The sequence below is a fragment of the Methylotuvimicrobium buryatense 5G genome (assembly GCF_000341735.1).
GTDB lineage: Bacteria > Pseudomonadota > Gammaproteobacteria > Methylococcales > Methylomonadaceae > Methylotuvimicrobium > Methylotuvimicrobium buryatense.
In genome coordinates this window covers 2,660,963-2,686,511 of the sequence record NZ_KB455575.1, presented here as the reverse complement: position 1 = coordinate 2,686,511, position 25,549 = coordinate 2,660,963, and the positions used below count along the sequence as shown (strand labels likewise).

The 25,549-nt window shown below is 50.3% G+C and carries 20 protein-coding genes; 6 read left to right on the top strand and 14 right to left on the bottom strand.

The features are described 5' to 3' along the window. The first annotated feature begins 2 nt into the window (after positions 1–2). The 5 genes from METBU_RS0111990 to yacG all read left to right on the top strand — a co-directional run bounded on the left by METBU_RS0111990 (position 3) and on the right by yacG (position 3,871). Positions 3–1,223 (top strand): type II secretion system F family protein, encoded by a 1,221-nt coding sequence (locus METBU_RS0111990; RefSeq protein WP_017840854.1) that lies wholly within the window; start codon positions 3–5, stop codon positions 1,221–1,223. 155 nt (positions 1,224–1,378) lie between these two features. Further along, positions 1,379–2,281 carry a prepilin peptidase gene (locus METBU_RS0111985; RefSeq protein ID WP_017840853.1) on the top strand — a complete coding sequence of 301 codons (903 nt, stop codon included), beginning with the start codon at positions 1,379–1,381 and terminating at the stop codon, positions 2,279–2,281. Further along, a complete protein-coding gene (gene coaE / locus METBU_RS0111980) occupies positions 2,268–2,891 on the top strand; it encodes a dephospho-CoA kinase (RefSeq protein WP_017840852.1) in 624 nt (207 codons plus the stop codon). The genes METBU_RS0111985 and coaE overlap by 14 nt, the downstream gene beginning before the upstream one ends. Positions 2,892–2,894: 3 nt before the next feature. Continuing rightward, the gene (gene zapD, locus METBU_RS0111975) at positions 2,895–3,665 is read left to right on the top strand and encodes a cell division protein ZapD (protein ID WP_026130183.1); all 771 of its coding nucleotides are present in this window, start codon (positions 2,895–2,897) and stop codon (positions 3,663–3,665) included. Next, positions 3,665–3,871 carry a DNA gyrase inhibitor YacG gene (yacG, locus tag METBU_RS0111970; protein ID WP_014147184.1) on the top strand — a complete coding sequence of 69 codons (207 nt, stop codon included), beginning with the start codon at positions 3,665–3,667 and terminating at the stop codon, positions 3,869–3,871. Before zapD ends, yacG begins: the two co-directional genes overlap by 1 nt. 314 nt (positions 3,872–4,185) lie before the next feature. On the opposite strand, the gene METBU_RS0111965 is transcribed toward yacG, so the two are convergent. The 11 genes from METBU_RS0111965 to METBU_RS24025 form a co-directional block, all read right to left on the bottom strand. Continuing rightward, positions 4,186–4,608 carry an FmdB family zinc ribbon protein gene (locus tag METBU_RS0111965; RefSeq protein WP_017840850.1) on the bottom strand — a complete coding sequence of 141 codons (423 nt, stop codon included), beginning with the start codon at positions 4,606–4,608 and terminating at the stop codon, positions 4,186–4,188. Then, entirely contained in the window at positions 4,608–6,362 is a 1,755-nt protein-coding gene (locus METBU_RS0111960) for an Hsp70 family protein (RefSeq protein WP_017840849.1), read from the bottom strand. The genes METBU_RS0111965 and METBU_RS0111960 overlap by 1 nt, the downstream gene beginning before the upstream one ends. A 17-nt stretch (positions 6,363–6,379) precedes the next feature. After that, the gene (locus METBU_RS0111955) at positions 6,380–7,030 is read right to left on the bottom strand and encodes a nucleotide exchange factor GrpE (protein WP_017840848.1); all 651 of its coding nucleotides are present in this window, start codon (positions 7,028–7,030) and stop codon (positions 6,380–6,382) included. Continuing rightward, positions 7,027–7,365: a J domain-containing protein gene (locus METBU_RS0111950; RefSeq protein WP_017840847.1), complete on the bottom strand. Its 339-nt coding sequence runs from the start codon at positions 7,363–7,365 to the stop codon at positions 7,027–7,029. Before METBU_RS0111950 ends, METBU_RS0111955 begins: the two co-directional genes overlap by 4 nt. Positions 7,366–7,370: 5 nt before the next feature. After that, positions 7,371–9,887, bottom strand: coding sequence for a hypothetical protein (locus tag METBU_RS0111945; RefSeq protein WP_017840846.1), 2,517 nt, complete (start codon positions 9,885–9,887; stop codon positions 7,371–7,373). Positions 9,888–10,258: 371 nt separating this feature from the next. Beyond that, the gene (locus tag METBU_RS0111940) at positions 10,259–10,954 is read right to left on the bottom strand and encodes a P-loop NTPase family protein (RefSeq protein ID WP_017840845.1); all 696 of its coding nucleotides are present in this window, start codon (positions 10,952–10,954) and stop codon (positions 10,259–10,261) included. Positions 10,955–10,998: 44 nt separating this feature from the next. Beyond that, on the bottom strand, positions 10,999–11,154 hold the full coding sequence (locus METBU_RS28115) for a hypothetical protein (RefSeq protein WP_186005692.1): 156 nt from the start codon (positions 11,152–11,154) through the stop codon (positions 10,999–11,001). 295 nt (positions 11,155–11,449) lie between these two features. Continuing rightward, a complete protein-coding gene (locus tag METBU_RS0111935; RefSeq protein ID WP_017840844.1) occupies positions 11,450–12,373 on the bottom strand; it encodes a transglutaminase family protein in 924 nt (307 codons plus the stop codon). Beyond that, a complete protein-coding gene (locus METBU_RS0111930; protein WP_017840843.1) occupies positions 12,370–14,934 on the bottom strand; it encodes a circularly permuted type 2 ATP-grasp protein in 2,565 nt (854 codons plus the stop codon). Before METBU_RS0111930 ends, METBU_RS0111935 begins: the two co-directional genes overlap by 4 nt. 412 nt (positions 14,935–15,346) lie before the next feature. After that, positions 15,347–18,730 (bottom strand): transglutaminase family protein, encoded by a 3,384-nt coding sequence (locus METBU_RS0111925; RefSeq protein WP_017840842.1) that lies wholly within the window; start codon positions 18,728–18,730, stop codon positions 15,347–15,349. A 723-nt stretch (positions 18,731–19,453) separates the two neighbouring features. After that, positions 19,454–20,227, bottom strand: a complete 774-nt coding sequence (locus METBU_RS24025) for a TPR end-of-group domain-containing protein (protein WP_017840840.1) — start codon at positions 20,225–20,227, stop codon at positions 19,454–19,456. Positions 20,228–20,549: 322 nt separating this feature from the next. Here METBU_RS24025 and METBU_RS0111910 point away from each other — a divergent pair, with 322 nt between their 5' ends. Beyond that, positions 20,550–20,858, top strand: a complete 309-nt coding sequence (locus tag METBU_RS0111910) for a DUF2288 domain-containing protein (protein ID WP_014147197.1) — start codon at positions 20,550–20,552, stop codon at positions 20,856–20,858. A 248-nt stretch (positions 20,859–21,106) separates the two neighbouring features. Here the strand turns inward: METBU_RS0111910 and METBU_RS0111905 are convergent, their stop codons facing one another. The 3 genes from METBU_RS0111905 to METBU_RS25300 form a co-directional block, all read right to left on the bottom strand. Continuing rightward, complete coding sequence (locus METBU_RS0111905; protein WP_014147198.1) at positions 21,107–21,985, bottom strand: bile acid:sodium symporter family protein; 879 nt, start codon at positions 21,983–21,985, stop codon at positions 21,107–21,109. 49 nt (positions 21,986–22,034) lie between these two features. Beyond that, positions 22,035–23,249 (bottom strand): MFS transporter, encoded by a 1,215-nt coding sequence (locus tag METBU_RS0111900; protein WP_138767070.1) that lies wholly within the window; start codon positions 23,247–23,249, stop codon positions 22,035–22,037. A 462-nt stretch (positions 23,250–23,711) separates the two neighbouring features. Further along, a complete protein-coding gene (locus METBU_RS25300; protein ID WP_017840838.1) occupies positions 23,712–25,544 on the bottom strand; it encodes a GGDEF domain-containing protein in 1,833 nt (610 codons plus the stop codon). Between the last annotated feature and the right edge of the window lie 5 nt (positions 25,545–25,549).

Genomic DNA, 25,549 nt, shown 5'->3' with positions numbered 1-25,549 from the left:
TTATGTCTGAACAAGTCGAACAAATTGATTTCATCTGGGATGGCAAAGATAAAAGCGGGAAGCGGACCAAAGGGGAAATCGCCGCGAAATCCGAAACTATTGCTCGGAGCGAATTGCGCAAAATGGGCGTGCGCGTCATTAGTGTCAAGAAAAAACCCAAGCCCTTATTCGGCGCCCGTGTCAAAGCCATTACGCCAGGCGATATCGCTATTTTCAGCCGGCAACTCGCGACGATGCTCGAAGCCGGCGTGCCGTTGGTGCAATCGTTCGATATCATCGGTAGAGGGCATGACAACCCGAGCATGCAAAAGATGTTGCTAGACATCAAGGCAGATATTGAAGGCGGCGATACCTTGGCCGAAGCGCTGAAAAGAAGACCGGTCTATTTCGATGAGCTGTTTTGTAATCTGGTCGAATCGGGCGAGCAGGCGGGGGTGCTTGAAACATTGCTCGATAAAATAGCGACCTATAAAGAAAAAACCGAATCGCTCAAGAAAAAAATCAAAAAAGCGTTGACCTATCCGATTGCGGTACTGGTCGTCGCGTTTGTCGTCACCGCCATTTTGCTGATTTTCGTCGTACCGGTGTTCGAAGAGTTGTTTCAGAGCTTCGGAGCCGATCTTCCCGCTTTCACGAAGATGGTTATTAGTCTTTCCGAATGGATGCAGGCATGGTGGTGGATAATGGTCGCTAGTATCGTAGCGATTGTTTATACGTTTAGTTATTTCCATAAACGATCTAGACCGTTCAATCATTTTCTGGACAGAACCTTACTGAAAATACCGGTCGTTGGGTTAATCTTGAATAAATCGGCCATCGCGCGTTTCTCCAGAACGCTGTCGACGATGTCTGCCGCTGGCGTTCCGTTAGTTGAAGCGCTGGAGTCTGTTGCGGGGGCTTGCGGAAACATCATTTACGCCGATGCCGTTTTGAAAATGCGCGAAGATGTCGCTACGGGTCAGCGTCTGCAATTTGCTATGCAGCAGACCGTTCTATTTCCGCACATGGTGATTCAAATGGTTGCAATCGGTGAGGAGTCCGGTTCGATCGATACGATGTTGAGCAAGGTTGCCGATTTTTACGAAGAAGAGGTCGACAATTTGGTAGACAATCTTAGCAGTTTGATGGAACCGTTGATCATGTCGGTGCTGGGTGTATTGGTTGGCGGCTTGATCGTCGCGATGTATCTGCCGATCTTTAAAATGGGTGCGGCAGTGGGATAAGGTTGGTTAGCAGTGAATGGTGAATGGTGAATAGTGAATAGTGAATGGGGGTTTGCCCGAGGTAGCTATCACGCTTATGGGTTTTTTTCATTTCTTCGGCGTGCTGCGGTTTTAGGCATCACGGTTAATTTCAATTGAACCATCAAATAATACTCATGCAAGGACTTGAAATATTTGCCGACTCGCCGGCTGCATTAATGGCTTTAATCGGTATTGTCGGTCTCATGGTTGGTAGTTTTCTGAACGTCGTCATTTATCGTTTGCCGATTATGATGCAAAAAAGTTGGCGCCGCGAGTGCATCGATTATTTGCAGTCCACGGGTGATATGCAATGTGCCGGTCTCGATACTGGAAGTGGGGAAGCCGATTCAAAATTTAACTTAGTCTTTCCATTGTCACGCTGTCCCCATTGCGAAACCCCGATAAAGCCTTATCAAAATATTCCGGTGCTCAGCTATTTGTTGTTGAAAGGCCGTTGCGCTCAATGCAATGCGCCGATATCCAAACGCTATCCTATTATCGAGGGCTTAACCGGTTTTTTTTCGGTTTTAATCGCCTGGCATTTCGGTTATTCGGTAGAGGCGCTGTTCGCGCTCATACTCACCTGGTCCTTGATTGCGCTGAGTGCGATCGATATTGACCATCAACTTTTACCGGATTCGATTACGTTACCTTTACTTTGGTTGGGTTTGTTCTTAAGTCTTTTCGATATCTTTATCGATACGCATTCCTCGATTATCGGTGCTATCGCCGGTTATTTATCGCTTTGGACGGTTTATCATGGTTTCAAGCTGTTGACCGGCAAAGAAGGCATGGGATACGGCGATTTCAAGCTGTTGGCAATGTTTGGGGCTTGGTTGGGTTGGCAATATATCCTGCCGATTATTTTGCTGTCATCCCTGGTCGGTGCCGTTACCGGCATTGCAATGGTTATTTTGGTAAAGCGCGACAAGAATATTCCAATTCCATTCGGTCCTTACTTGGCCGCGGCCGGGTGGATCGCTTTATTGTGGGGCGATAAAATCAATCAGGCTTATCTCAATTTTGCCGGATTATAAAGCGATGTTGAAAATCGGCCTGACCGGCGGTATCGGTTCCGGAAAAACCACCATCGCGGATTTATTCGCCGAACTGAACGTTCCGGTGATCGATGCCGACGCTATTGCCCGCGAAGTCGTCGCATTCGGTAGCCAGGCTTTGGAGCAAATTCGTCACGCGTTCGGCGAACAGGTGATTGCTGCCGACGGTAGCCTCGATAGAAGCGCGATGCGTGAGTTGATTTTTGCCGATGCCGAACAAAAACGTAAGCTGGAAGCGATTGTGCATCCGATGGTACGGCAAAGCATATTGACGCGCGTTGAATCGCTTGATGCATCTTACTGCATCATTTGCGTTCCCTTACTGGTTGAAAGCGGTATGCTCAATTTAGTCGACAGAGTTTTGGTGGTCGACTGTCCCGTTGAAACCCAAATCGAGCGCGTAACCAAAAGAGATCGTCTCGACGAAAAAATTGTTCGAGCGATTATTGCTTCTCAAGCCACACGCGAACAGCGAAAAGCCTTGGCTAACGATCTAATTGACAATGCCTCGTCCGATTCCATGCTTGCAGAACAAGTTAAAAAACTGCACAATTTGTATCTTTACTTAAGCATACGGCAGGATTTTTAATCAGTGAATTCCCCTATAGTCTACGAATTTCCACTCAATGAGCGAATCCGGATTTTAATACGGCTCGAGTTGCTTTTTAAGCAACTTGGACATTTTTTAGAAGGGAGCACCATGGCCGATAGGCGGGCGGCAATCAATATCTTGCTCGATATTCTGACGATTTTTAGCCGTAACGATCTCAAGTCGGAAATTCTTAAAGAACTTGAGCGTCATATAAAGGTGTTGAATCAATTGGCAGGCAGCGAGGGGGTCAATGCCGAAAAAGTAAATGAAATCCTCGGCGAACTTAACCAAACCAGTCATAATCTCTATGCGGCTAGCGGAAAAATCGGTTTGAAATTGATGGAAAACGATTTGTTTCAAAGTATCTCGCAGCGCAGCTCGATACCGGGCGGAACTTGCTCGTTCGATTTACCCGCTTTTCATTACTGGCTGGAACAAGACGAGACCGTTCAACAACAAGCCTTGGAGCAATGGACTAAGCCGTTTAAGGATATTCGTAAAGCGATTGATATGATTCTAGGATTTATTAGGCAAAGCAGTACGCCGACCGAAGAGGAAGCGGAAGCAGGGTTTTATCAGTCCTCGCTTGATAAAAGCCTTCCGCTGCAATTGCTCAGAATCAGTGTTGACCGAAGCATTCCTTGTTTTGCCGAGATTAGCGGCGGCAAGCACCGGTTCACGATACGTTTCATGCGTCCTGCAGCCGACGGTTCCAGGCCCACTCAAAGCCAGGAAAACGTTCCTTTTATGTTGACCTGCTGCCAATTCTAATGAACGGTAATGAAAAAACGTTGGTAGTTAAATGTCCGCAGTGCGGGTGCTCCGTTCCATGGACTGCGCAGCAGCTATTTAAGCCATTTTGCAGCGAGCGCTGCAAAATGATCGATTTGGGCGAATGGGCGGCCGAGGAGAAAAGAATTCCCGGAGATCCCGCGGTCGACGACGAGTTCTATCCGGACGATACGATTTTTCATTAATCAAGAAAAAGCATTCGCCCCTGCAAATGAAAGTTCGAGGGGAGAGAGACACTGCCATTCAGTAAAGGGAAACCCGTCATTCCGCCATGGACTGGCAGGCCTTTGAACCACATTCGAGCCTGAATGCCAGTATTAATTAAACCTTTCGTACTTCAAATTTCGGCAGCACGTAAGGAGGCATCGGGGGGGCTCGACAAAGGCTTCCCCTGCCGACGACGCCTGTCGAGCAAGCGCACCCTCTTCGGAACCGGAATTTTCGTCGCTTAGCTTTTGCATATCGAAAAATTAGATAAAGAGTCTATATCTACGAACTTTCACAGCAAATGCCATCGACTATAAGGTTCGGAATGGTTTGTCGATCGGGCCGATAAATGATTGATGAATTCCTGGAAGCGTCTTAATGCTTCATTATCGCCTTGTAAAACATGCAAGTTAGAGATAGTTTGGCGCGCGCTCGGCCAATCTTGCCGTGCTAGAGAGTCATAGAGTGCGCCGTATTGGTGGCGAATCAGAAATTCCCGAAAAATTCGGGCTTCAAGCGTTTGTCGATAGCTTAACGAACGCTTGACGGCATGTGCTGCGATGGTTGCGTGGCCTGCCTCAAGCGTTTGTAACGATAAAGCCAACCATTGCTTAGCGCGTTGCTCGCAGCTCAGGACGCGACTTAAGTCGGCTCCGCATCGCGGACAAAGGGGCGCGTCGTTCAGGCGCGCATTACAGCAAGGGCAGCGCTTCATTACGATTCGAGATAATAAATGATGTCGTTCAATTGTTCGACCGGCTCTTGGAGTGCGCCTTCATCGCCGGCTTCGATGCAGTCGGTGATGGTTTCGATCAAATTGACCATGTCTTCTTTATCCTCATCGGATACCGTGTCGAATAAGGTTTCGGCTTTTTTGATCAGCTGACGGGCCTCGGCGACGGCTTTGCTTTCTGAAACATCATCGCTTGTTTCAATCTCGTCCGAGCTAGAATCCATTTGTCCGAATAGGCTATCGATACGCCGTTTCGCGCCGGCAAGTTCTTCGGTCTCGAAACGTGAAATTGCATTGTTGATTGTGATCGATTTTTCGAGGCCGGTTGCTTTTTCCTTGGCGGAAACATGCAGCATCCCGTTTAAATCCAGGGCTAATGTCAGCGTAATGATATTGCCGGCCGGTACGTCTTGGAGGTCTTCGACCATGAACTCACCGATTTCGATGTTGTTCAGCGCGTCCGGGTCTTCGCCTTGAAAAATTCTGACGTTGACCGATTTTTGTCCGTCCTGAAAGGTCATGAAGGCCTCGGACTTTCGCGTCGGCAACACGCTATTCTTATGGATGATCGGTACAAATTGGTAGGGATAGGGTGCGCCGTCCAAAAAGCCGAGTGCGCTGGTGCCGTAGGTATAAGGTGTGACGTCGACCAGGACCGTATCGACGTCTTGTCCGGCAATCATCGCGGCTTGCGTGGCCGCGCCCATTGCCACGCATAAATCCGGGTCGACTTCGCTGTGCGGCTCGAAGCCGAATTCTTCGAACAGCCGCTCGCGAATGCACGGTGTTCGTGTCGAGCCGCCGACCAAAATAATTTCGTCGATGTCGGAAACCGTCAATTTCGCGCCTTTGAGTGCGATATGCAGGGCATCCATCGTCGCGTTGATATAATCCTCGATCATGTCTTCATAATCGCCGCGCGACAATTCCAAGGTCAGATGGATAGGCGAGCCTTCGTGTTCGAGCAGATATTCCTCTTCGATCAGAGCAAAGGGTTCGTCGGACAATACCAGCTTGGCGTTTTCGGCCGCGCGCGTGATGCGCGCCAACGCCTTGCTATGCTCGGAAATATTAATACCGTGTTGTTCCTTGATATGGTCTTGAATATGATTGACGATTTGTTGGTCGAAGTCGTCGCCGCCGAGATGGTTGTCGCCATGGCTCGATAAGACTTCGACGACGCCGGCTTGGACATTGACGACAGAAACGTCGAAGGTGCCGCCGCCCAAATCGTATACCAACATGCGTTTGGCTTCGTCTCGGCCGGCACCGTAAACCAGCGCGGCAGCGGTCGGTTCATTGATCATCCGCACCACTTCGAGACCTGCGATTTCGCCGGCTTCGTGCGTCGCTTGGCGCTGCGCATCGGAAAAATAAGCCGGTACGGTAATGACGGCTTTGCTTATCGATTGGCCGACATGCTTCTCGGCTATCGCTTTCAGACGTTTCAAGATGATTGCCGAAATTTCTTGCGGCGTATAATCAAGGCCGGCCATTATGACGTGGGTATCTTGCCCCATCAAACGCTTGATCGACTTGACGCTGCGTTCCGGGTAAATCAAGTATTGGTTGCGGGCGGTTTCGCCGACCAGTATTTCGCCGTTGTCGTCGATGCCGACCACGGACGGTAATATTTTTTTGCCGTCGTCGGTAATAATATGCACCTTGCCGTTTTCGACGATGGCGACTTCGGAGTTAGTCGTTCCGAGATCGATTCCGATAATGATTTCATTCATAGTGTTTTTGTCTAATGTTAGAGTTTATTGACTTTGACTTCGGCCAGTCTCAGTATTTGATCTTCAAATAGAAAACCCTTGCGGAGTTCCTCGAGCACGATACCGTTTTCCAGTTTCGTGTCATGGCCGACTTCCAGCGTCTTCATCGTATGAGCATCGAAAGGCTTACCGACGCAGTCGATCGAAAAAACATTTCGTCTCTGCAACAATTGTTCGAAGCGTTTTAGCGTGATTTCCTGGCCCTTTGTGAAACCGTTGATAAAACGTACGTCTTGTTTTTTCGAATGATTGAACAAGGCATCGACCGGGCGGTAATTTTGCAGTACTCGAAAGCCTTCGCTGAGTCGGTCGTAAATATCGATAATGTCGAGCAGCAGCGTGCGCTGAGACTCTCTCACTTGTTGCTTAAGACGCTCGGCGGATGCGGCCAGCTCGTCCGCCAATACATGGTTATCGGTTTTGAGAGCGGACACGGCTTCGTTGAGTGTGTCGAGCGTTGCCTTGAATTGCCGGGACTCGGCCTTGACTTCGCTTTTCAAGCCGGCTAGATCGGTGAATAAAACCGTCAAATCCGGTTGATCGACCGCCGCCAAATGCGCAAAGTCGGTTTGTTCCAAATAATGCTGTAAGGTATCGAGCAATTCGGCTGGAGGTGTTTCGGTGTTCATGATGACTTGTTTTTAATGGCGCCCGTAACGGCTTTGTCGATTGAGACGGCATTCAGTAACCTGAAAAAGTCGTCAGGATTCAGGGAACGTAGCTCGGTTTTTTGCTGGAAAGCGTGATCCAGCAAGGCATTGAAGTCGGTTTCCGGGAAATGAAATAATTCGTAATTAATGCGGCTGTCGCTGTCTTTGATCGTTTCATAGGCGTGTTGAATTTGCTGAAAGCGTTCTTGATCGCGATCGGGCGGGTTTTCCTTGACCAAGTTTAAATAAGCCTGCTTGATCTCGGCATCGTTGGCATGTTCGGAAACGCCGAGAATTTGATAAGGTGTCGTCATGTCGGTTAGTAAGGGTCAAACGGGAAAGAAAACGGTTCGTCGTCAGTGAAAAATTCGATAATTTCATCGAAACTCAAGTCGATATCGATACGCAAGGATTGAGCGGCTTCGAGCATCATGATCGCCACCAGAAAGCTGGGGTCCATCAGTAATCCGACGAGCTGGTTCGGGTCGACTCTTTCTGCGTATTTCGTCATCACATCCATCATGAGCTGTTCCGGCGATGATTTATTCATCATTTCTTCAAACTTTTTGCCGATTTTGATCATATTCCGCTTCGGCACATGATCGAACAAACCCTCGATAATGTCGGGGTCGAATCCGCTTTCGTCTTCGTCAAAACCGTCTTCGTAAAAGTCGTCTTCATCGTCGAAACCGAACGGATTTTGAAAGCCGATGGAGCGTTCAATAAAGCGTCTAATCTTGAATTCGGTCTTACTGTCTTTTTGTTCATGAGCGATTTCGATCGCGTTTTGCAGTCTTAGCGTCCAGGTAATATCGAGGCGGCTCGGATCGCCCTGGCATTCTGCAACGACTCGGTAATACGACCAGATCGGTTTTTCCCAGACGCCATCGGCCGATTTCGCGCATTGTTTCAATAAATCGAAATGATCGATCTGTTCGAGCGTTTGGCACCAAGCTAAGAGCGCCTGTTCGCCGTAATTGAGCAATTTCATCGATTTTTTGAGCGGCGCCTTGATTTTATCGAGCGCTTTGAACACTACGTCGAGCTTTTCGAGCTGTTCGCCGTAGCGCTCGACCGATTCTGTCAAGTGCAGTAGTTCCGGTTCGGATAGCTCGTAAGCTTTGACGGCCGGCAATTTTTTTGCGATGGGTGCGTAGGGGACATCCATCAAGGCCGACTCGATAAAACCTTGGAAGTGGGCGGTTGCAGCCCCCGGATTCATTGATTGTAGAGTATCGGCTATGGCTTTGAGGCCACGGTCTTTGTCTTCGGCGGCCCAAATATAAAATCCGCGAATTAAGTCCGCTTGTCTCAGTAAAGTCTTATCGATCGATAATTGCTCGGCCGCTTGGAGTTCTTTGTCGACCAGATGGAATTTTTGGGTTTTAATCAGCTTGCGTGCATGCGCTAAGTGACTTGAAAACAACAACTCTTTGGCCAACGTATTGACCGGGTCGATTTTCAACAAGTCTTGTGCGTATTTGGCGGCCTTCTTGAAGGCTTTTTTGCGCATGGCGGACTTGGCGGCGCAAACCAGCATCTCGATGTCTTTCGGAAGGTGTTTCAGGCCTTTTGCCAGCCATATCGCATGCTCTTCCGGGTCCGGTTCTTCCTGTTCGAAATAATCCAATATTTTTAGATAGCTGTCTCGGTCTTCCGGGTCGTATTGCAAGCTATCCATGAGAAATTCGACAGCCAGGCTAGGCGGAAGCTTTTGAGTCAAATGCCTGTATATCAATGCGATTTTTTTATGGCTTTCCGGTCCTTGGGTTTTTAACGCCTCAATGTAATGCAGCCAGTGATCTTCGGCTTCATCGTGGTCATGGTTTTCTTCGTGGATTAAGGCCTGAATACGCTCGCTTTCGATCGAGTCTTTCGCGGCGAAGTTTTTCAGAAAGTCTTTACGTCCGGAGGGGTAGCGTGCCAGCATGGCTTGGCAAAAGCGGCTCGCCGCTTCGTTTCCGATCAGTTCGCGGTAGCGGATGGCTAAATTGAATTGCGCTTTGTCGGTCAGATTGTTGCGTTGCTTGTCTATAGCGTCGAGCAATTCAATCTGCTTATTCGATAAATCTCTGGCCTTGGCAATCAGTCGGCGTTGGCTATCTTCGAGTTGTAGCGAGGCCTCAACGAAAGCAGATCCTTGAAACATATAGGCGGTCAAAGCATTCGCCGCCGGACGATAGGGCGAACCATCCGGAATTTTCGACAATAAGGTTTGCGCTTGTTCGATCGACGCCGGTAGGGACAGTTGCGCTTTCAGTAGGGATCGAAGGTCACGGAAGGCGGAGCGGAAGGGTAGCTTTTTCAGTAAATCGTCGATATGTTCGAGCCGGTTGCTCCGGTAAGCCTCGAGAGCGTCGCGAACCGTTTGCCAATGTAGCATTACAGCCGAGTCATGCGGTACATGCGCTTCAATACCGGGATATTCGCAAACCAATAAAAAACCCAGCCACACTGCAAGCTCGGGATGATTTTTATCCAGTTGTTCGGCATCGATTCGATCGATTCTTGCGAAAGCTTTCTCTGTGTTTTTAACCGACAACAGCCATAAAATATAAGCCTCTAAAGCTGCCAGGGGCGGTTCTGCCCATTCCGAATAGTTTTCCCACAATACGGCGGCTTCCTTCGGCATGCCTTTTTCCGCCATATTCAATGCCCTTTGCAAATAACACTCGGCTAGTTTTTTGCGCCAATCCGGATTATCGGAGTGTTTCAGCAAGTTTTTATAGATTTCGGCGGCGTTTTTATATCGTCCTGCCGAAAAGTGTGAGGAGGCGTTTTTTTCTAGACTAGCGTAGGGTGCCGCGGAAGGTGCTTTTTGCGAGGCTTTTTTCATTGAGTGGTCTGGCCGAAATGATAATGATCTGGGTTATGAAAATGCGGGTGGAAAGCTTTTGGATTCTACAATATTGCTTGTCCATGAGTCGATTAGTTTAATCGATCTCTAAACGCATTTTTATAGTTAACGGCTCATTATCATCCGGTCATGGTCAATATTCAACTTGTATACCCTTTGCTGGTCAAAATTCGGCGTCGTGGCGCCCGTCAAAGGACGCCGTGAATACGTCCATTTATGCTCTATGACAGCATCCATGTTGCCAAAGCCTTTGCCGAACACCCCGACGCCTCCATACGCTAATGCCGAAATTTGAAGTGCGATAGGTATATTAAGGCGAATAAATCATGGGTGTCTGTTTTTTGCCGCATTCAAATACCAATCGATTTCAATTCGGTATAAGCCTGTTTTAGCCAAGTTTTGACGCGTTGCCTTTCCAGTAAGCCCAAGGCATTAGGATTGTCGACGCTCTTGTTTTGAGCCGCCCAAAAACTCGAGCTGTTGGCATCGACTTTGGTCATGACCGGTGTATGCAGGCGTTTTAAGGTCATCAATTTGGCATTTAATCCCAATGCTCGTTCTTTGATGCCCGATTGTTCCAAAATAGTAAAATCTCCATCCCGAAGTTGATTCAGAACCAAGACGTAATTTAATTTGGCATCGTATTGATCCAGAAGTTTCCCTAGCAGGTCGACGCAATCCTTGCCCGAGTCCATGACATTCCAATATTGAATGGTAACGCCCAGTTCTTCGGCCAATTCGAGTACTCCGGATTCCTCTAGCCATTTAGACAAGGGATAGTGCGTTTGCGCGGCAAGATCGACGAGTATTTGCTGCCCCGGGTTTTCGGCCGCGGTTTCGATGATTTTATCGAGGCTTTCATAGTTGTCGACGATTGTAGGCGACGCATAGTCGGCATAAAAACGAAGCAAAGAACCGTGAGAGCGATCGGTATCGAAACCGATGAACGGGATTTCATGGTCGATCATATATTGCGCCAGTAATCGGGCAACGACGGATTTACCGACTCCGCCTTTTTCTCCGCCAATTAGATGTATGGTACTCATTGGTTTTCCTTTAAGTAATATGAAGTGAAATCATCCGCACGTTTTTAGGAACGAGCATGAAATAACTTCGACAAATGTGGAAAGGGGGTTCGGTGGCTCGATTGACAGGTGTCGGCGGCAGGGCAGATTTTTGCTCCTGCAAAATCTGCATTCACGCCATCCATGACGTTTGCAGATTTTTGCTCCTGCAAAATCTGCATTCACGCCATCCATGGCGTTTGCAGATTTTTGCTCCTCGGCAATTGCTGAGTTACATGGATGTAATGAATGCAGAAAATGCAGGAGCATTTTTCTGCCCTGCATCGCCTAAAGCGCCTACTGTTGGTGCCCTAATACACGCCATCCATGGCGTAATGCAAAATCTGCATTCATGCCATTCATGGCAATCAGATTCCGCCGTCAAGCCTACATGGACGTATTCACGGCGTCCTGTCAAGCGAGTCACCGAACCGCCACAATGCTTAATGCTTGTAGAAGTTATTTTGTGCATATTCCTTAACTTTCTAGCCTCAGCACATCGACCGAAACCGACAGGCTGTGCCTGCCGCCGCCGAATGCAATGCCCTTTAGCGGAGTGACATCGGCATAGTCGCGTCCCCACGCCAGCGTGATATGTTGATCGGCCGGGAGTTTGTTATTGGTGGGGTCCAATTCCAGCCAGCCGCTGCCCGGCACGAATACGGCAAACCAGGCATGCGATGCGTCGGCGCCGACCAATCTTTCGGTGCCCGGTGCAGGCAAAGTTTCGATGTAGCCGCTGATATAACGGGCCGCCAAACCGAGCGATCTCAAACAGCCTATCGCCAGATGCGCAAAATCTTGGCAGACGCCGCGTCGATGCCGCATGACATCGGCCAACGGCGTTGCAATCGTCGTGAAGGACGGATCGTAAGTAAAGTCTTGATAAATGCGCTCCATTAAGTCGGTCACCGCATCGATCAGCGGAGCTCCGGGCGTGAACGATTGGCGGGCGTAATCGCCTAACTCGGTTCCGGATGTCACCATGGGCGAGTCGAGCGTGTATTGCCTGGCTTCGAGTAGCGCTTCATAAGAACCGTGCCCCGTTGTTAATTGACTCTGTGCTTGCTGAGCCGGATTGGCGGACAATTTGTCCCTGGCGTCTTCCCAACTTATAGTGTTGTCTTGAAAGACTTGATTGGATTCCGTCAGCACTTCAACCTCGCTCACGGCAGTGACAGTTAATTTAGAGTGAGGTTTTTGAATCGCGAAATAAGCGATTCGATTACCGAAAAAGTCGAGCCGTTCCTGAAAGTCCGAGGGTTCCGGGTTGATATCGAAACGGCTGTCCGAACATTGCTGCCTCGGAAAATCGCGCGGCTGCAATCGGGCTTCATTCTGACAAAGCCCGACCTCATGAGCGTAATGGTAAGTCGTGATATGGGTAATGCGATATTTCACAACTCGTCCTCCAGTTGCGTCGGGTTCAATTGATGCGGCCCTTCGGCATGACTGAAATAGGCTTTTGCGATCATTTCCGAGGTACGCCACATTAACTTCGAGGTATCCGCTAGTACTTCTTCGAGAGCCGAATAGACAACGCTGTCTCCCTGACTTTTGGTCAACGCGGCGATATCGATTAGGCGTATCTTGGTAAACGCCTCGAGCACCAGCTTTTCCTCGGCACTAATGCGCACCTTGCCGCGCTCCCGAGGCAAGGCTTTGACATAGTCGTAAAGTTGATTAAGCTGATAGACCAGCGAACGAGGATGCGTTTGATCGAGCACCAGCAGCTCCAAAACCATCGGTAATTGCACGAACGACCGGTATCGTCGTTGATAAATGCTTAGGCTGTCGGTCGTCATCAATACCGCTTCCAATAATTGATATTGGGTGCTTTCCTCTTGTTTGATCACGACCGTCGCGCGCAGCAATGCAATCAATGACAAACAGCGCTCCAGGCGACGTCCGCCGTCCAACATCAACCAACCGGCTTCACGGGTCATACTTTCGCTGGTCAAGCCGGTAAATGCGACGATCGCTGAAATCAAATCGTCTAATTTACTTTGTAGAGCCCCGATTTCCAGAGGTTGATTGAATGTTCCGGCACGCCAGCAATGCCTGATGTCGTCGATACTGCGCCAAGTATCTTGCGACCATAAGTCTCGGATGCTAAAAGCAGACTGCGTAAAGGCATGAATGCTTGAAGGAATCGTACCGTGGCGCTCGGCATCTTTGACCAATGCCGTTAGTTCGGGCAATGGATTCGTCAATAATGACGGATCGCTTTTTACAAACCCCGGGTAGGTCACCGTGACATGCGTTAACGCGCGTAATAAGGTTTTGAGACAGTCGGCATCGCTGTATTCAGTGTAATCCTGAGCTTCTCGCCATCTTTGCAGCACGGTTCGGAGCAACCGCGCCGCGGCTTCGATGCGTTCCAGATTACGGCCGACCCAGTATAAATTATCTGCGGCCCGGCTCGGCAAGGGTTCGTTGATCGCCTCGACAATATGATCTCGGCGCGGTTGTAGCCAAATACTGACTTGTTGATCCGGCTGATCCGCCAGCACCCAAGTATCTTTACTGATACCGCCGGCCTGGTTCGAGACGACCAAATTATCTTTGAGGGGCGAAACCCGCGTCAAGCCGCCGGGCATGGCTTGATAACCATCCTCACTGGCGACGACGAAATTACGCAGAATCGCATTACGCGGCGCGATTTGCCCGTCTACGAAAGCCGGTACCGTTGAAAAACCGACCTGTTCCTGCCCGACATACAAGTAAGGTTTTGCCAGAATTGCGGCGCGTAATCGGCTTTTTTCCTGGGAGCTTAAGTTGGCGCCGAATACTGCGTGAATACCGGATGTACGGTCGATTTGTTTAATCACCAAGCGCCCGAGATTTTCCAGTACGAAATTACATTCCCGGCGTTGTCCGCACCACCAAGTGGCTACCGACGGCAATAGTAATTCTTGTCCTAACAAATGGCGCGACAGTCTGGGTAAAAAAGCCAATAGGGCATTGTTTTCCAAAACGCTGCTGCCCAAGGGATTGGCGACCGCGACATTACCGCGCCTGACCGCTTCCAATAGCCCGGCGACGCCCAAGCGCGAGATGGACTTTAATTCCAAGGGATCGCAAAACGAATCGTCGACGCGCCGTAAGATGACGTCGACTTGTTGCAGTCCTTGCACCGATTTTAGCCAAACCCGTCCGTCTCTGACGGTTAGGTCGTCGCCTTGCGCCAAGGTGTAACCGAGTTGCGACGATAAATAAGCGTGCTCGAAATAGGTTTCGTTGAAAGGACCCGGCGTCAACACGACGATTCTGGAATCGGCTCTGGACGTCGGCGAGCGGTTTGCTAATCCGGTTCGGAGCGCGCGGAAAAAGCCGGCAAGACGATGAACCTGCGATTCGCCGAACAAATCAGGCAGTACGCGCGTCATTACCGACCGATTTTCTAACGCGTAGCCGGCTCCCGAAGGCGCCTGAGTACGGTCGTCCAGTACCCACATGCGCCCGTCCGGTCCTCGAGCCAAGTTGGCGGAATATAGAAATAATTGTCGCTCGGTATCGGGCAAAGTTCCGACGCAGGGTCTTAGGAAACCTTCATGACCGTAAACCAGTTCGACCGGTAATAAACCTTTTTTCAGTAGGCTTTGCTCGCCGTAAATGTCTTTCAATATTAGGTTGAATAATTCGGCGCGCTGTATCAAACCTGCCTCGATCACGGCCCATTCTTCACTGCTGATCAGCAGTGGAATCGGGTCGAGCTTCCATGGCCGGCTCAGGCTTTGCGCGTCGGTATAAATGTTATACGTTACGCCGTTTTCACGCAGTAAACGCTGGGCTTCGCGGCGGCGGTGCTCCAATTCGTCACGGCCGATTTGCTCGATCGATTTCATGAAATGTTCCCAATAAGGCAGTACCTTGCCTTTATTGGCATACATTTCATCGTAGCCGGTCAGTTGTGTGGCGTAGTGCTGAGCACCGATTTCTTTTGCGAGAACGCTATTCATAGGCTAATTCGATCGAGTCGGGTCACAAAGGCTCCGTTACAGTATCCTGGAAAAAATTATTTCACCATATCGTTCATGAAGGTCTAGCCATCGTCTCGGCAAATGAAAGTTCTCTGGTGGAGAGGGTGCGGTCACTCGCCCGACAGGACGCCGTGAATACGTCCATGTAGGCTCGACGGCAGCTCCCTGCCGCCGACGCCTGTCGATCGAGCAACCGCCCCCTCTTCGGAACCGGCATTGTGTTGAATATCGAAAAACTAGATTAAGATTTCAAATCCGCGAACTTTCACAGTAAGATCATGAAGCGACATGAAAAATTACACTGTTGATCTTATAGTCTTTTTCTTCATTGTCTTCATGAGCTTCATGGTGATTATTGCTTTGTTCTTGAACACATCCAACACTCGCTATCCTAATATCGCCGTCTTAAATCGAGCGTGTACGGATATTCTTTATTAGGCTCCTCGGGCGGTGGCGCCATCGGTCTTGGCGGGTCCTTATGAGGTATGAAACTGACCCCGCTATCGGACGGCAAAATGACCGGCGGCCTTTCAATCTCGCCCGGCGTATGGCCGTAATTCCAGAAACGGGTAATCCTTCTGGCCTCGGCCTCATAGGCATTGACAGGGAAGGTCTCGTAACTGCGGCCGCCCGGGTGGGCGACATAATAAGTGCAACCGCCGACCGCGCGCCCGTTCCAAGTGTCGATGATATCGAATACCAGTGGCGTATGCGGGCTTATGGTCGGATGCAACGCCGATGGCGGCTGCCAGGCCCGGTAGCGGATTCCGGCAACGAACTCGTCTTTACGCCCGGTATTTCTGAGCGGAACATGCCTTCCGTTACAAGCCAACACATAACGCGAACCGGTCAATCCGGTTACCTTTACTTGCAATCGTTCGACCGACGAATCGACGAAACGCGCCGTGCCGGTATTGCTGACTTCCTCGCCCAGAACATGCCAAGGTTCGATCGCAAAACGCAGTTCCAAATCGATGCCTTCGACGACCGTATTGCCGTAATGCGGAAAGCGGAATTCTAAGAAGGGGTCGAACCAGTCCAATTGAAACGGGTAGCCGGCGCGTTGTAAATCGTCGACGACTTGGCGCATGTCTTCTCTGACATAATGCGGCAATAAAAAACGGTCGTGCAGTTCGGTGCCCCAGCGAACTAATTTATGCCGGTAAGGTTCGCGCCAAAACCAAGCAACGAGCGAGCGCAGCAATAAGGCTTGAACCAGCGCCATGCGCTCATGCGGAGGCATTTCGAAGGCGCGCAGTTCCAATATACCGAGACGTCCGGAAGCGCTGTCCGGCGAATACAGTTTATCGATACAAAACTCGCTTCGGTGTGTGTTGCCGGTAATATCGGTCAGCAAATGCCGCAGCAAGCGATCGATCAACCATGGCGAAGGCGCTTCGCCTTCGGGGATTTGTTGAAACGCGATCTCCAGTTCATAAAGCTTTTCATCGCGGCCTTCGTCGACACGCGGCGCTTGGCTGGTCGGACCGATGAACATACCGGAGAATAAATACGATAGCCCCGGATGATGTTGCCAATAAGTGATCAAGCTACGCAATACATCGGGCCGGCGTAGCAAAGGACTATCGGCCGGCGTTTCGCCGCCGATCGTGATGTGATTCCCGCCGCCGGTGCCGGTATGGCGCCCGTCCAGCATGAATTTTTCGGTACCCAAGCGGACTTGGCGCGCCTGATCGTACAGAATATGCGTATTGTCGGCCAATTGCTTCCAGCTTCGGGATGGATGGATATTGACTTCGATGACGCCGGGGTCGGGGGTGACCATCAAACGTTCGATTCGGTAATCGCGCGGGGGCTCATAGCCCTCGAGTACGACAGGAATCGACAATTGGTCGGCGGTCGCTTCGATTGCCGCGATCAATTCCAGGTAATGCTCGAGCATCGTCAAAGGCGGCAGAAATACATGGACCCGTCCTTCGCGAGCCTCGACGCATATTGCGGTATGAGGCACTTCTATGAGATCGATGTCCTTGTCGTCGGCAGGCGGGCTTTGTTCTTGGATTTCCGGATGGATAGCCCCGATTTGTTCAAAATGGCTATATCGCTGTGCGACTTCGCCGTAATAATCGCCCAGTTCCGGCAGCGTCTCGAACAAACTGCGTTCATGGGTTATTTCGCGTTTTTCCGGAGCGATCCACGGCAAGCTATCGAGAGGCATGCGTAGACCCATTGGCGAATTACCCGGAATCAAAAACAACTGATCGCGTTTGAATTGCCATGGACCGCTTTGCCAGGATTGTTTGCTCCAATTCCATTTAACCGGTAGCGCGAAACCGGCCGGCTGATTTAAGCCGGTATCCAATAATTTAGCCAGCGTTTTGCGTTCGACCGGATCTTTTAAGCGATACTGCAGCGGGTCGATATTGACCGGCAGCATCTCTTCTTGCCAAAGGTGATAAAAAACGTCTTCGTAGGCCGGGGAAATGTGTTTGCCCGTCAAACCTAAACGGCCGGTCAGGTGTTCGATGAATTGCCTGGCGTGCTCTGGCCCATGTCCGTAATCGATTTTGATATCGGCTAATAATTCAGGGTTGCGCCAAATCGGCGTGCCGTCCTTGCGCCAAAAGATACCGTATTGCCAACGCGGCAAAGGTTCGCCTGGGTACCATTTGCCTTGGCCGTAATGCAACATCGCGCCCGGCGCGAACACGTCGCGCAAACGCTTGGTCAAGGCTTGGGCGCGCTCGCGTTTATGCGGACCGTCCGCACGCGTATTCCATTCCGCGCCTTCCATGTCGTCGATCGACACGAAGGTCGGCTCGCCGCCCATCGTCAAGCGCACGTCGTCTTGCAGCAATTGCGCGTCGACTTGTTGGCCGAGCGCATCGATAAAATACCATTGCTCGTCGGTATAAGGCTTCGTGACACGCGGGTCTTCGTGTAGGCGCGTGACCGTATTGCTGAATTCGAATTCGACTTCGCACTTGTCGGTCGCGCCGGTGACCGGCGCCGCGCTGACCGGATCGGGCGTGCAAGCTAGCGGAATATGTCCTTCGCCGGCCAATAATCCGGAGGTCGGGTCGAGGCCGATCCATCCAGCTCCCGGGACGTAAACCTCGGCCCAAGCATGTAAGTCGGTAAAATCGTGTTCGGGTCCGGACGGCCCGTCGAGCGATTTCATGTCGGCGGTCAATTGCACCAGATAGCCGGAGACGAAGCGCGCGGCGAGTCCTAGATGCCTTAGAATCTGAACCAATAGCCAACCTGAATCGCGGCACGAACCGTTGCGTTTTTCGAGCGTTTGTTCGGGCGTTTGAATGCCGGGTTCCATGCGAATGTTATAGCTGACATCCTTGAAGACCTTGCGATTTAAATCGACCAAAAAATCGTTGATGTTACGTGGCGTCAAATCAAAATCGGCCACCCATTGTTTTAATAAAGGGCCGTCTTCGGTCACTTCCAAAAAAGGCGTCAGTTCCCGGGCCAATTGTTTATCGTATTGAAAAGGAAATTTTTGCGCATATTCCTCGACAAAAAAATCGAATGGGTTAATAACCGTCATGTCGGCGATTACTTCCACTTCAACTTTGAGCGACCGTGTTTTTTTCGGAAACACGACCCTAGCCAGAATATTTCCGAACGGGTCCTGCTGCCAATTGATGAAATGATCTTCGGGCTCGATACGCAGCGAATAACCCTTGATGGGAGTTCTCGAATGCACTGCCGGTCTCAGGCGAAACACATGGGGCGACAACGAGACGGCGCGGTCGAAGAGATAAGCGGTTTTGTGACTGATGGCCACGCGAATTGTCATGATATTATCCTATAAAGCCTATTCGATTGAGCCGATTTCCGGGTATAGCGAAAAACGAAACGAGCAGCGGCGAATACTTTTCGGGCGTATGATGCTAAATCAAAACGGGTAATGCGCTGAAACGGTTCGCTCTATTTTGGTGCCTGCGCACAAAGATGGAGCGAGTTAATGACTTTCGGATTAGCGCGATATCATAGTGCTTTTGATATCTCCGTTTATTTTCGATCATTTTGGCATGCGATAAATCATCATACGACTGCTGTAACAACAGTGATGCAATTTCCACGCCTGAATCGGCATAAATTGATTCGGTGTGTAATTTCGGACTTGTGCCGGGCTAAAACCAGCTTTAACAAATGTAGTGCCTACCCACTCCTTGTGTCAGGACTGGTATTAATCTCGCGGTTACAAAAGAAGCGCGTTGAATGGTTGTATGTCTCAGAGGTTGATGAGCGCATTTTCAGAGGTGATTTTAGGTCCGCTGTGCGTAACTGATGACGGAAAAGACAAAACATGAGAGCACGTTAAGCTACGGGTGGGTTTTCTGCGGTGCACACAGTGTAACCTACAGTCTTCAAGTTTAGAGATTGGTGGTGTAGTGTTTACTTCAAATATAAACGCGAACGTAGCCAATTTAAGGGTCACATTCACCCTTAGATGTGAACGGTTCAGAGCAATTCGCGCGTGTTGTTCCGAACCGGTCACAAGATGTGTTGATAGAGATTATTTTTTGTCTTCTTCCTCAGTCGGTGTTTCGACGGTAGCGGGTTCTTCCTGGACTGGGACAGCTTTTTCCGGTTCGGCGATCGGTTCTTTTGTTTCGGCTGCGGGCTGCTGCGAAGATGCTTCGACTTCCGGTTCGGATGTTTTTTCTTCGGGAGTCGGTTCCGGTTCCTCTGGCACTTTCAAGGACTCGACAAAATCGATAAACCAATGATGCGATTTCATGTTATCGAGATCGGAATCGGCGAGAATGTCGTCGACCGACGGCAAACTGCCGTGGTCGCGTGAATCTTCCAGTGCGCTCAAACACGCTTCTTGGTCGTTGCGTAGCGCATGAATACAAGCCAGATTATAGGATGCCGAGCCCGATTGTATCCGGTTCGCTTCCTGAAACAACGCTAATGCATTGTCGTACAGGGAGTCTTTCGGCGCTGCGCCTTTTAGCCGCGCCAAGTCCATATAGACGACGCCGCCGTCGATTGCCGCGCCCAATGAATCGGCATTGATCATGCGGCAAAATGAAAATTTTTCGATAGCATCCTGGTAAAGTTTGACTGCTTCGTCGCCGGATTTCGTTTTGGCTTGATGCAACAGCGCAAAGCCCCAGTTGTATAAGGTTTCGGTAAACAGTAGATCCTTATCGATTACCTCGCTAAAACCTTTATAAGCGCTGTCGAAATGATGGTCCGCCTCAGCGCCTTCTCTTTTTCGGGCTTTATTGACATGACTGATAGCCGCTTTTAATTTGGATTTACGAAAAAAAGATCCGATCATAAAAATATCCTCGCTATGTTTGTGCGTTCGCAATCTAAAAACCGGTAGGTTAAGCGGGCGACGCTTCGTTATAAATGGTATAGAATAACAGCTTGATTTTTCGACTACATCATTAATTTATACTCATCGTAGATGAAAATTCGGCCTCGGGGTGCCCGTCAAAGGACGCCGTGAATACGTCCATGTAGGCTCTATGCCAGCTCCATGCTGGCAAAGCCTTTACCGAGCACCCCGAGGCCTCCTCCGGCACTGCCGAAATTTGAAGTGCGAAAGGTATATCGCGATTGCGATTAATTCAATTCTATCTTGAATATTCGATCTTATGACAGCTACGCTAACAACTGCCGAACACGAACTTGCCAAAGCTAAACTTAATCTCGAGACCTCGCAAATCCCCTGGAGAGAGTTGCAGCGTTTTTTCGCATCGGGTTTGGCGATTCACGTCTCAGAAGGCTTGGATTTGGTCGAGGCAGCCTATCAAATAGCCTCAGACAATAAAGACCAGGTAGAGCAGTGGTTAAATTCGCGGCAAGTCGGACAGGTCTCCGATCAACAAGCCTTAACGTGGTACCAAGCAAATACGGAAGTTTGGGCTGTCGTCGTCAAGCCCTGGATATTGGTTCAAGAGTAATTCGTAATGCGCCTCGCCTTGATCGGGTCTCAGGTACAGTTATATCCTAAAAAAGCATTTCACCATCAAGATCATGAAGAATAATAGGTTTAATTCAATAACTTGTCATTCGTTTGTGTACTACTTTCGCTCACCCGAAAAGTTAGCAGGAATGTTTCGGTAATCTTTTGAAATACTTCGTTAACTTCATGTGCTTCATGGTTGAACTGCCGAATTTAGGTTTATATCTTTGCCGTCTGTATCCTTCATTAACCAACGGGTTTTGGGTGCTTATTCCTGCTTAACAAGACCGAGTTATAAAGATTCTGAAAAACCAAATAGCAAACCGGGCCTAAGACTGCAAGCGGGGAAACGTATTCCAGAGCGATCCAGGACATAAACATCGTATTCTTTTGGCCTAACGACTGGCTGCCTTCCACGGCGTAATTTACGCCGCCTACATAATGGCCTATCAAAAAATTGAATCCGCATGTAAGCAGGGAAATAAGAGCAATCTTTCCGAGCATCAGAGATGGAACGTGATGGCTGTACAAATATTCGGAAGCCTTTGCCGTGGCAAGGTAGATAACCAATAGCCAAATCAAAAACGGTAGCTTGTTAATCTTTGTGAGTTTATTCGCCAACTGAATGCGATACGCTCTAATGAGTTGGGCTAAAACCAACGGTATGCCGACGACCGTCATTGTCGCCAGCAACATGTTGCCGGGGTTAATGTTACGTTCTCCGGGATGAATAAAATCCAGGATAAACGGTAACGACAGTGCGGCTAATAAATTTGTCGTGACCACGGCGGTAATTACATAAGTCACATTTTTGTTCAGCAATCGAATTACCATGGGCGCTGCCGTCGCGGTCGGCGTGGCGATCAGCAAAAAAGCGATCGTTGCCAGATCCCTGTCCAAGCTCTTTATTAGCCAATACGCGGCAATACTCGTCCCGGCCATGACTAAGCATAGTTTCATCGCATGGCTATAGACGGCCGCGTCCCTTGGTACGGTAGCTTTCAGCAATGGAAAGAACAACATGATCATCAAAAGATACTTGATTAAAAATGAGAATTCATGCCCTCGGTTAAAGATAAAACCGGTAGCAATCGCGCCAACTAGATAAAGTGAATTTTTATTCATCGATTATGACATTTCAGACTGAGCCATTGCCGAACTTGTTTGTTTCCGCTTATTTTCGGGCTATAGGAGGATAAGCCGGCAAGACCAATAGTCCTGCCAGCAGCACGGCGATTGCCGAGCCAATAAAAAGACCGAAGCTGTCGACTCCGGCATCGATCAACAAGCCGAACAGCCAAGGCGATACGGAAGAGGCGAGAACCATCAGCGACATCATCATCGAGCGAATCGTACCTTGCTTGGCGGTGCTGTACACTTCGGACCAAAGCGCACTGATGACGGTATTCATCATGCCGATCGAAATGCCCAGAAAGCTCATGAATAATGGTGCTACCCATAGTCCGTCAAGACACGCCAAGCTAATTAACGATAGAAACAGCGGTAGCATAATATAGGGCAGCAAACGTTTTGCACTGAAACTATCGACCAAGAGGCCCGACAGCATCGAGCTTAGCCAATGCAATATACCGTAAGCCACGAAGCTGCCGGCCAGCCAGGAAGGACTCCAGCCTTTTTGTGCCAAAATGAAGCCCTGTTGGATAAAAATACCGGTGAGCATGAAAGGCCCCGACAATACTGCCGGCAAGGTCGACCAAAACCGCCAGTCCTTGAGTACCTCAAGCCGGCCGGCAGATTTGCCGGGACTTGAATGATCGGCGGATATTTGCTCTTCCTTGGAACTTGTCTTCGAACAGCGCAAAAACCAATAGGTCAACGGCAAATATAGCAGTGGAATGCTCAGCGCCCATATCAGCCAGCTTTGCCGCCAGCCGAAAAGTGCAATCAATGACACCGCAAGCGCAGGCATGATGACTTCTCCTGCCGGAACGCCGCTCAGCGCGATACTGATGGCCTTGCCTCTATTTTCATTGAACGAACGAGCCATTGCCGTTTGCGCAGTCAAGGGCATCAAGCCCTGTCCGGACAGGCGTATTAGAAAAAAACCGACCGCCAACGCCGGTACCGAATCGGCGAAGGACAGTGACACGCAGGCCGCCATCAGCGTAACGGCAATTAGCGCCGCGACGAAACCGATACGCCATTTGTCCAACAAGCCGCCCAATAGCATGATGCATGCACCGCTCGCGACCGTGGCCAAGGCATAAATTCCGCCGTAGCGGGATGCCGAAAGGCTCAGTGTTTGCTGGATATCGGCGCCGTACCAACTCAAAAAAAACGACTGTCCGAGATTCCCCCAAAAGACCGTGAAAAACCCGAACCCCAAAAGAGGCCATTGCCGCCCGATAAACGGTAAGTATCCTGCCACTGTTATCCTCGTCGCCGACTGAATCGAAGCGCGCATTTTACCAGAAGGAGAACAATGAGACTTCCGAGCGGAAGGGCGCGATAGTTCGATTGGCCTCCAACTTAAGCCGGAACAATTAACCTAAATTCGGCAGTTTAACCATGAAGTATACCTTTCGCACTTCAAATTTCGGTAGCGCCTGAGGAGGCGCCGGGGTGTGCGATCCCTTATCTACTCCCTTTTGATCGAAAAACCGTCTAAGAGTAAAAGGTATGGGGTGTGGCCAGCGAGGATGTCGGCAGCAGGGCAGATTTTGCTCCATGCAAAATCCGAATTCACGCCAATCCCTGGCGTTCGATCGCTACCGTCAAGTCCCCGATGGATGGGTTTACGGTATTCCTCGACAGGCATACCCCACACCCTAAAATCGGCGAAACTGCTCAAACTGGGAATTGTTGCTACGATGGGTATAGCAAACGGCAGTCACGCAACCGATTGCAGATCGATGTCGTTGCGGCCGTTTTCTTTGACACGATAAAGGGCAGCGTCGGCGGCCTTGATCAAGGACTCGGGCGGACATTTGTGAAACGGAGTCGCGGTTGCGATACCGATGCTGACCGTGACGAACCCGGTAGCCTCGGAGCCTAGATGCGGAATTTGCAAGTCGGCTACCGCCTGCTGTATCAGCTTGCCGACTTGCAGCGCGCCCGGTGCGCCGGTACGAGGCATGACCACGGCAAATTCTTCGCCGCCGTAGCGCGCCGCCAGATCGGTCGGCCTGCGCAATGCGCCGGCAATCGCCTGAGCGACTTTAATTAAACATTCGTCTCCGGCCTGATGACCGTAACGGTCGTTGAAAAGCTTGAAATGATCGATGTCGCATAAAATCAGCGCCAGCGGTGCATTGTCACGTTCCAGACGCCGGCATTCTTGGGCGAGATAGTCGTCGAAACAGCGTCGGTTGGCGATTTGGGTCAAGCTATCCATGGTCGCCAGGCGCTGTAATTCCTCGTTGGCTTTCTGTAAATCGGCTTCGGCAAGTCGGCGCACGCGGTTTTCATTCAACAAGCGTTCGTTGAGCGCTTCGATCGTGGCGTTACGTGCTTCCAATTCGCTGTTTTTTTCTTTCAGCGCCGCTTTCTGCTTTTCGATATGCTTGGTGCGTTCGGAGACCTTGTCTTCGAGCAAGCGATAGCCCTGAGCGTTATCGATCGAAATCGCGATCTGGCCGCTCAAATGCCTTAACAAAAAAACATGCTCCTCGGTAAAAACGGCGTCCGCCGCATTGTTTTCCAGATAGAGTACGCCTTGCAGTTCGCCGCTCAGCAACAATGGCGTGCATAGCAGGGAACGTACGCGGCGCTCGATGATCACCTTGTCCCGCCCGTAGACTGGACTTTTCCCGGCATTATCCAAGATGACCGTTTCCCGGCTGCGCGAGACATAATTGATCGCCGTTTGCGGCAAGTCGCTTGCTAATGCCAGCGGCAAGCGTTGCATCAACTCGATGTCCTTCGAATCGATCCGTGCTTCGGCCTGAACGAAGAGCCCGCCGCTTTCCTGCAACAACAAAACGCCGCGTTGCGCGCCGGCGTTTTCGATCACAATGTTCATCAAGGTTTGCAATAAATCCGGCAAGCGCCGTTCAGCCGCGATCGTCTCGGCGGCCTTGAGCAATGTTTCGAGATCCCAGCGATGTCCGATGTCATGCGGCGGCGATCCGGCTCGGTTTGCCAGGGTCAAGCCATAGCGCTCGTTGAAGTGCGGCAAATAGCCGGTCGCGCCCCAGCGCCGGTAACAATAAGCCGCCTCTTCGAAATGAAACCGGGCCAGCCGCTCCTGCCCCTGTTCTCGATAAAGGCGCCCGGCCAATTCATTCGCAAGGCCCTCCAAATGCAATTGTCCGTTGAGTTCGGCGTCGGAGGCAGCCTGTTGACAGGCCAATGCCGCCGGTGCCGGTTTCCGTTGCAGGCGGTAAATTTCAGCCTGTAGCATAAAAAGACGGCTCTGGAAATTTTGCGGGCAGCGCCGCGCCCAGCGCCTAAAGTTTTTCTCGGTGCGCCGGATGATCCACAAGGTACGGAAACGTTCGATGCGAGGCATCGCGGGATAACGTTTGGCGAGAATCAATGCTGTATAGAAATGGTGTTCCGCTGCATGCAGCATGCCGGCCGAATCTTTCAGATAGGCCGATGAGTCGCGGCTCGTGCCCATGGCTCGCTCGTCATCGCCCCACAGATACAAACTCTGCATTTTGTTGACGTAATAATAATGCGCAAAATGCCGCGAACCGTAATCGGCCCAGGGCAAACGCATTAAAA

What these genes read in the sequence shown, in the direction of transcription:
- METBU_RS25300 (WP_017840838.1), bottom strand. Translation starts at nt 25,544, where the DNA reads ATGCGTTTGCCCTGGGCCGATTACGGTTCGCGGCATTTTGCGCATTAT.
- METBU_RS0111940 (WP_017840845.1), bottom strand. Translation starts at nt 10,954, where the DNA reads ATGAGTACCATACATCTAATTGGCGGAGAAAAAGGCGGAGTCGGTAAA.
- METBU_RS0111965 (WP_017840850.1), bottom strand. Translation starts at nt 4,608, where the DNA reads ATGAAGCGCTGCCCTTGCTGTAATGCGCGCCTGAACGACGCGCCCCTT.
- METBU_RS0111960 (WP_017840849.1), bottom strand. Translation starts at nt 6,362, where the DNA reads ATGAATGAAATCATTATCGGAATCGATCTCGGAACGACTAACTCCGAA.
- METBU_RS0111985 (WP_017840853.1), top strand. Translation starts at nt 1,379, where the DNA reads ATGCAAGGACTTGAAATATTTGCCGACTCGCCGGCTGCATTAATGGCT.
- METBU_RS0111930 (WP_017840843.1), bottom strand. Translation starts at nt 14,934, where the DNA reads ATGAATAGCGTTCTCGCAAAAGAAATCGGTGCTCAGCACTACGCCACA.
- METBU_RS0111955 (WP_017840848.1), bottom strand. Translation starts at nt 7,030, where the DNA reads ATGAACACCGAAACACCTCCAGCCGAATTGCTCGATACCTTACAGCAT.
- METBU_RS24025 (WP_017840840.1), bottom strand. Translation starts at nt 20,227, where the DNA reads ATGATCGGATCTTTTTTTCGTAAATCCAAATTAAAAGCGGCTATCAGT.
- METBU_RS28115 (WP_186005692.1), bottom strand. Translation starts at nt 11,154, where the DNA reads ATGCAGATTTTGCAGGAGCAAAAATCTGCAAACGTCATGGATGGCGTG.
- METBU_RS0111945 (WP_017840846.1), bottom strand. Translation starts at nt 9,887, where the DNA reads ATGAAAAAAGCCTCGCAAAAAGCACCTTCCGCGGCACCCTACGCTAGT.
- METBU_RS0111950 (WP_017840847.1), bottom strand. Translation starts at nt 7,365, where the DNA reads ATGACGACACCTTATCAAATTCTCGGCGTTTCCGAACATGCCAACGAT.
- METBU_RS0111925 (WP_017840842.1), bottom strand. Translation starts at nt 18,730, where the DNA reads ATGACAATTCGCGTGGCCATCAGTCACAAAACCGCTTATCTCTTCGAC.
- METBU_RS0111905 (WP_014147198.1), bottom strand. Translation starts at nt 21,985, where the DNA reads ATGAATAAAAATTCACTTTATCTAGTTGGCGCGATTGCTACCGGTTTT.
- METBU_RS0111990 (WP_017840854.1), top strand. Translation starts at nt 3, where the DNA reads ATGTCTGAACAAGTCGAACAAATTGATTTCATCTGGGATGGCAAAGAT.
- METBU_RS0111910 (WP_014147197.1), top strand. Translation starts at nt 20,550, where the DNA reads ATGACAGCTACGCTAACAACTGCCGAACACGAACTTGCCAAAGCTAAA.
- yacG (WP_014147184.1), top strand. Translation starts at nt 3,665, where the DNA reads ATGAACGGTAATGAAAAAACGTTGGTAGTTAAATGTCCGCAGTGCGGG.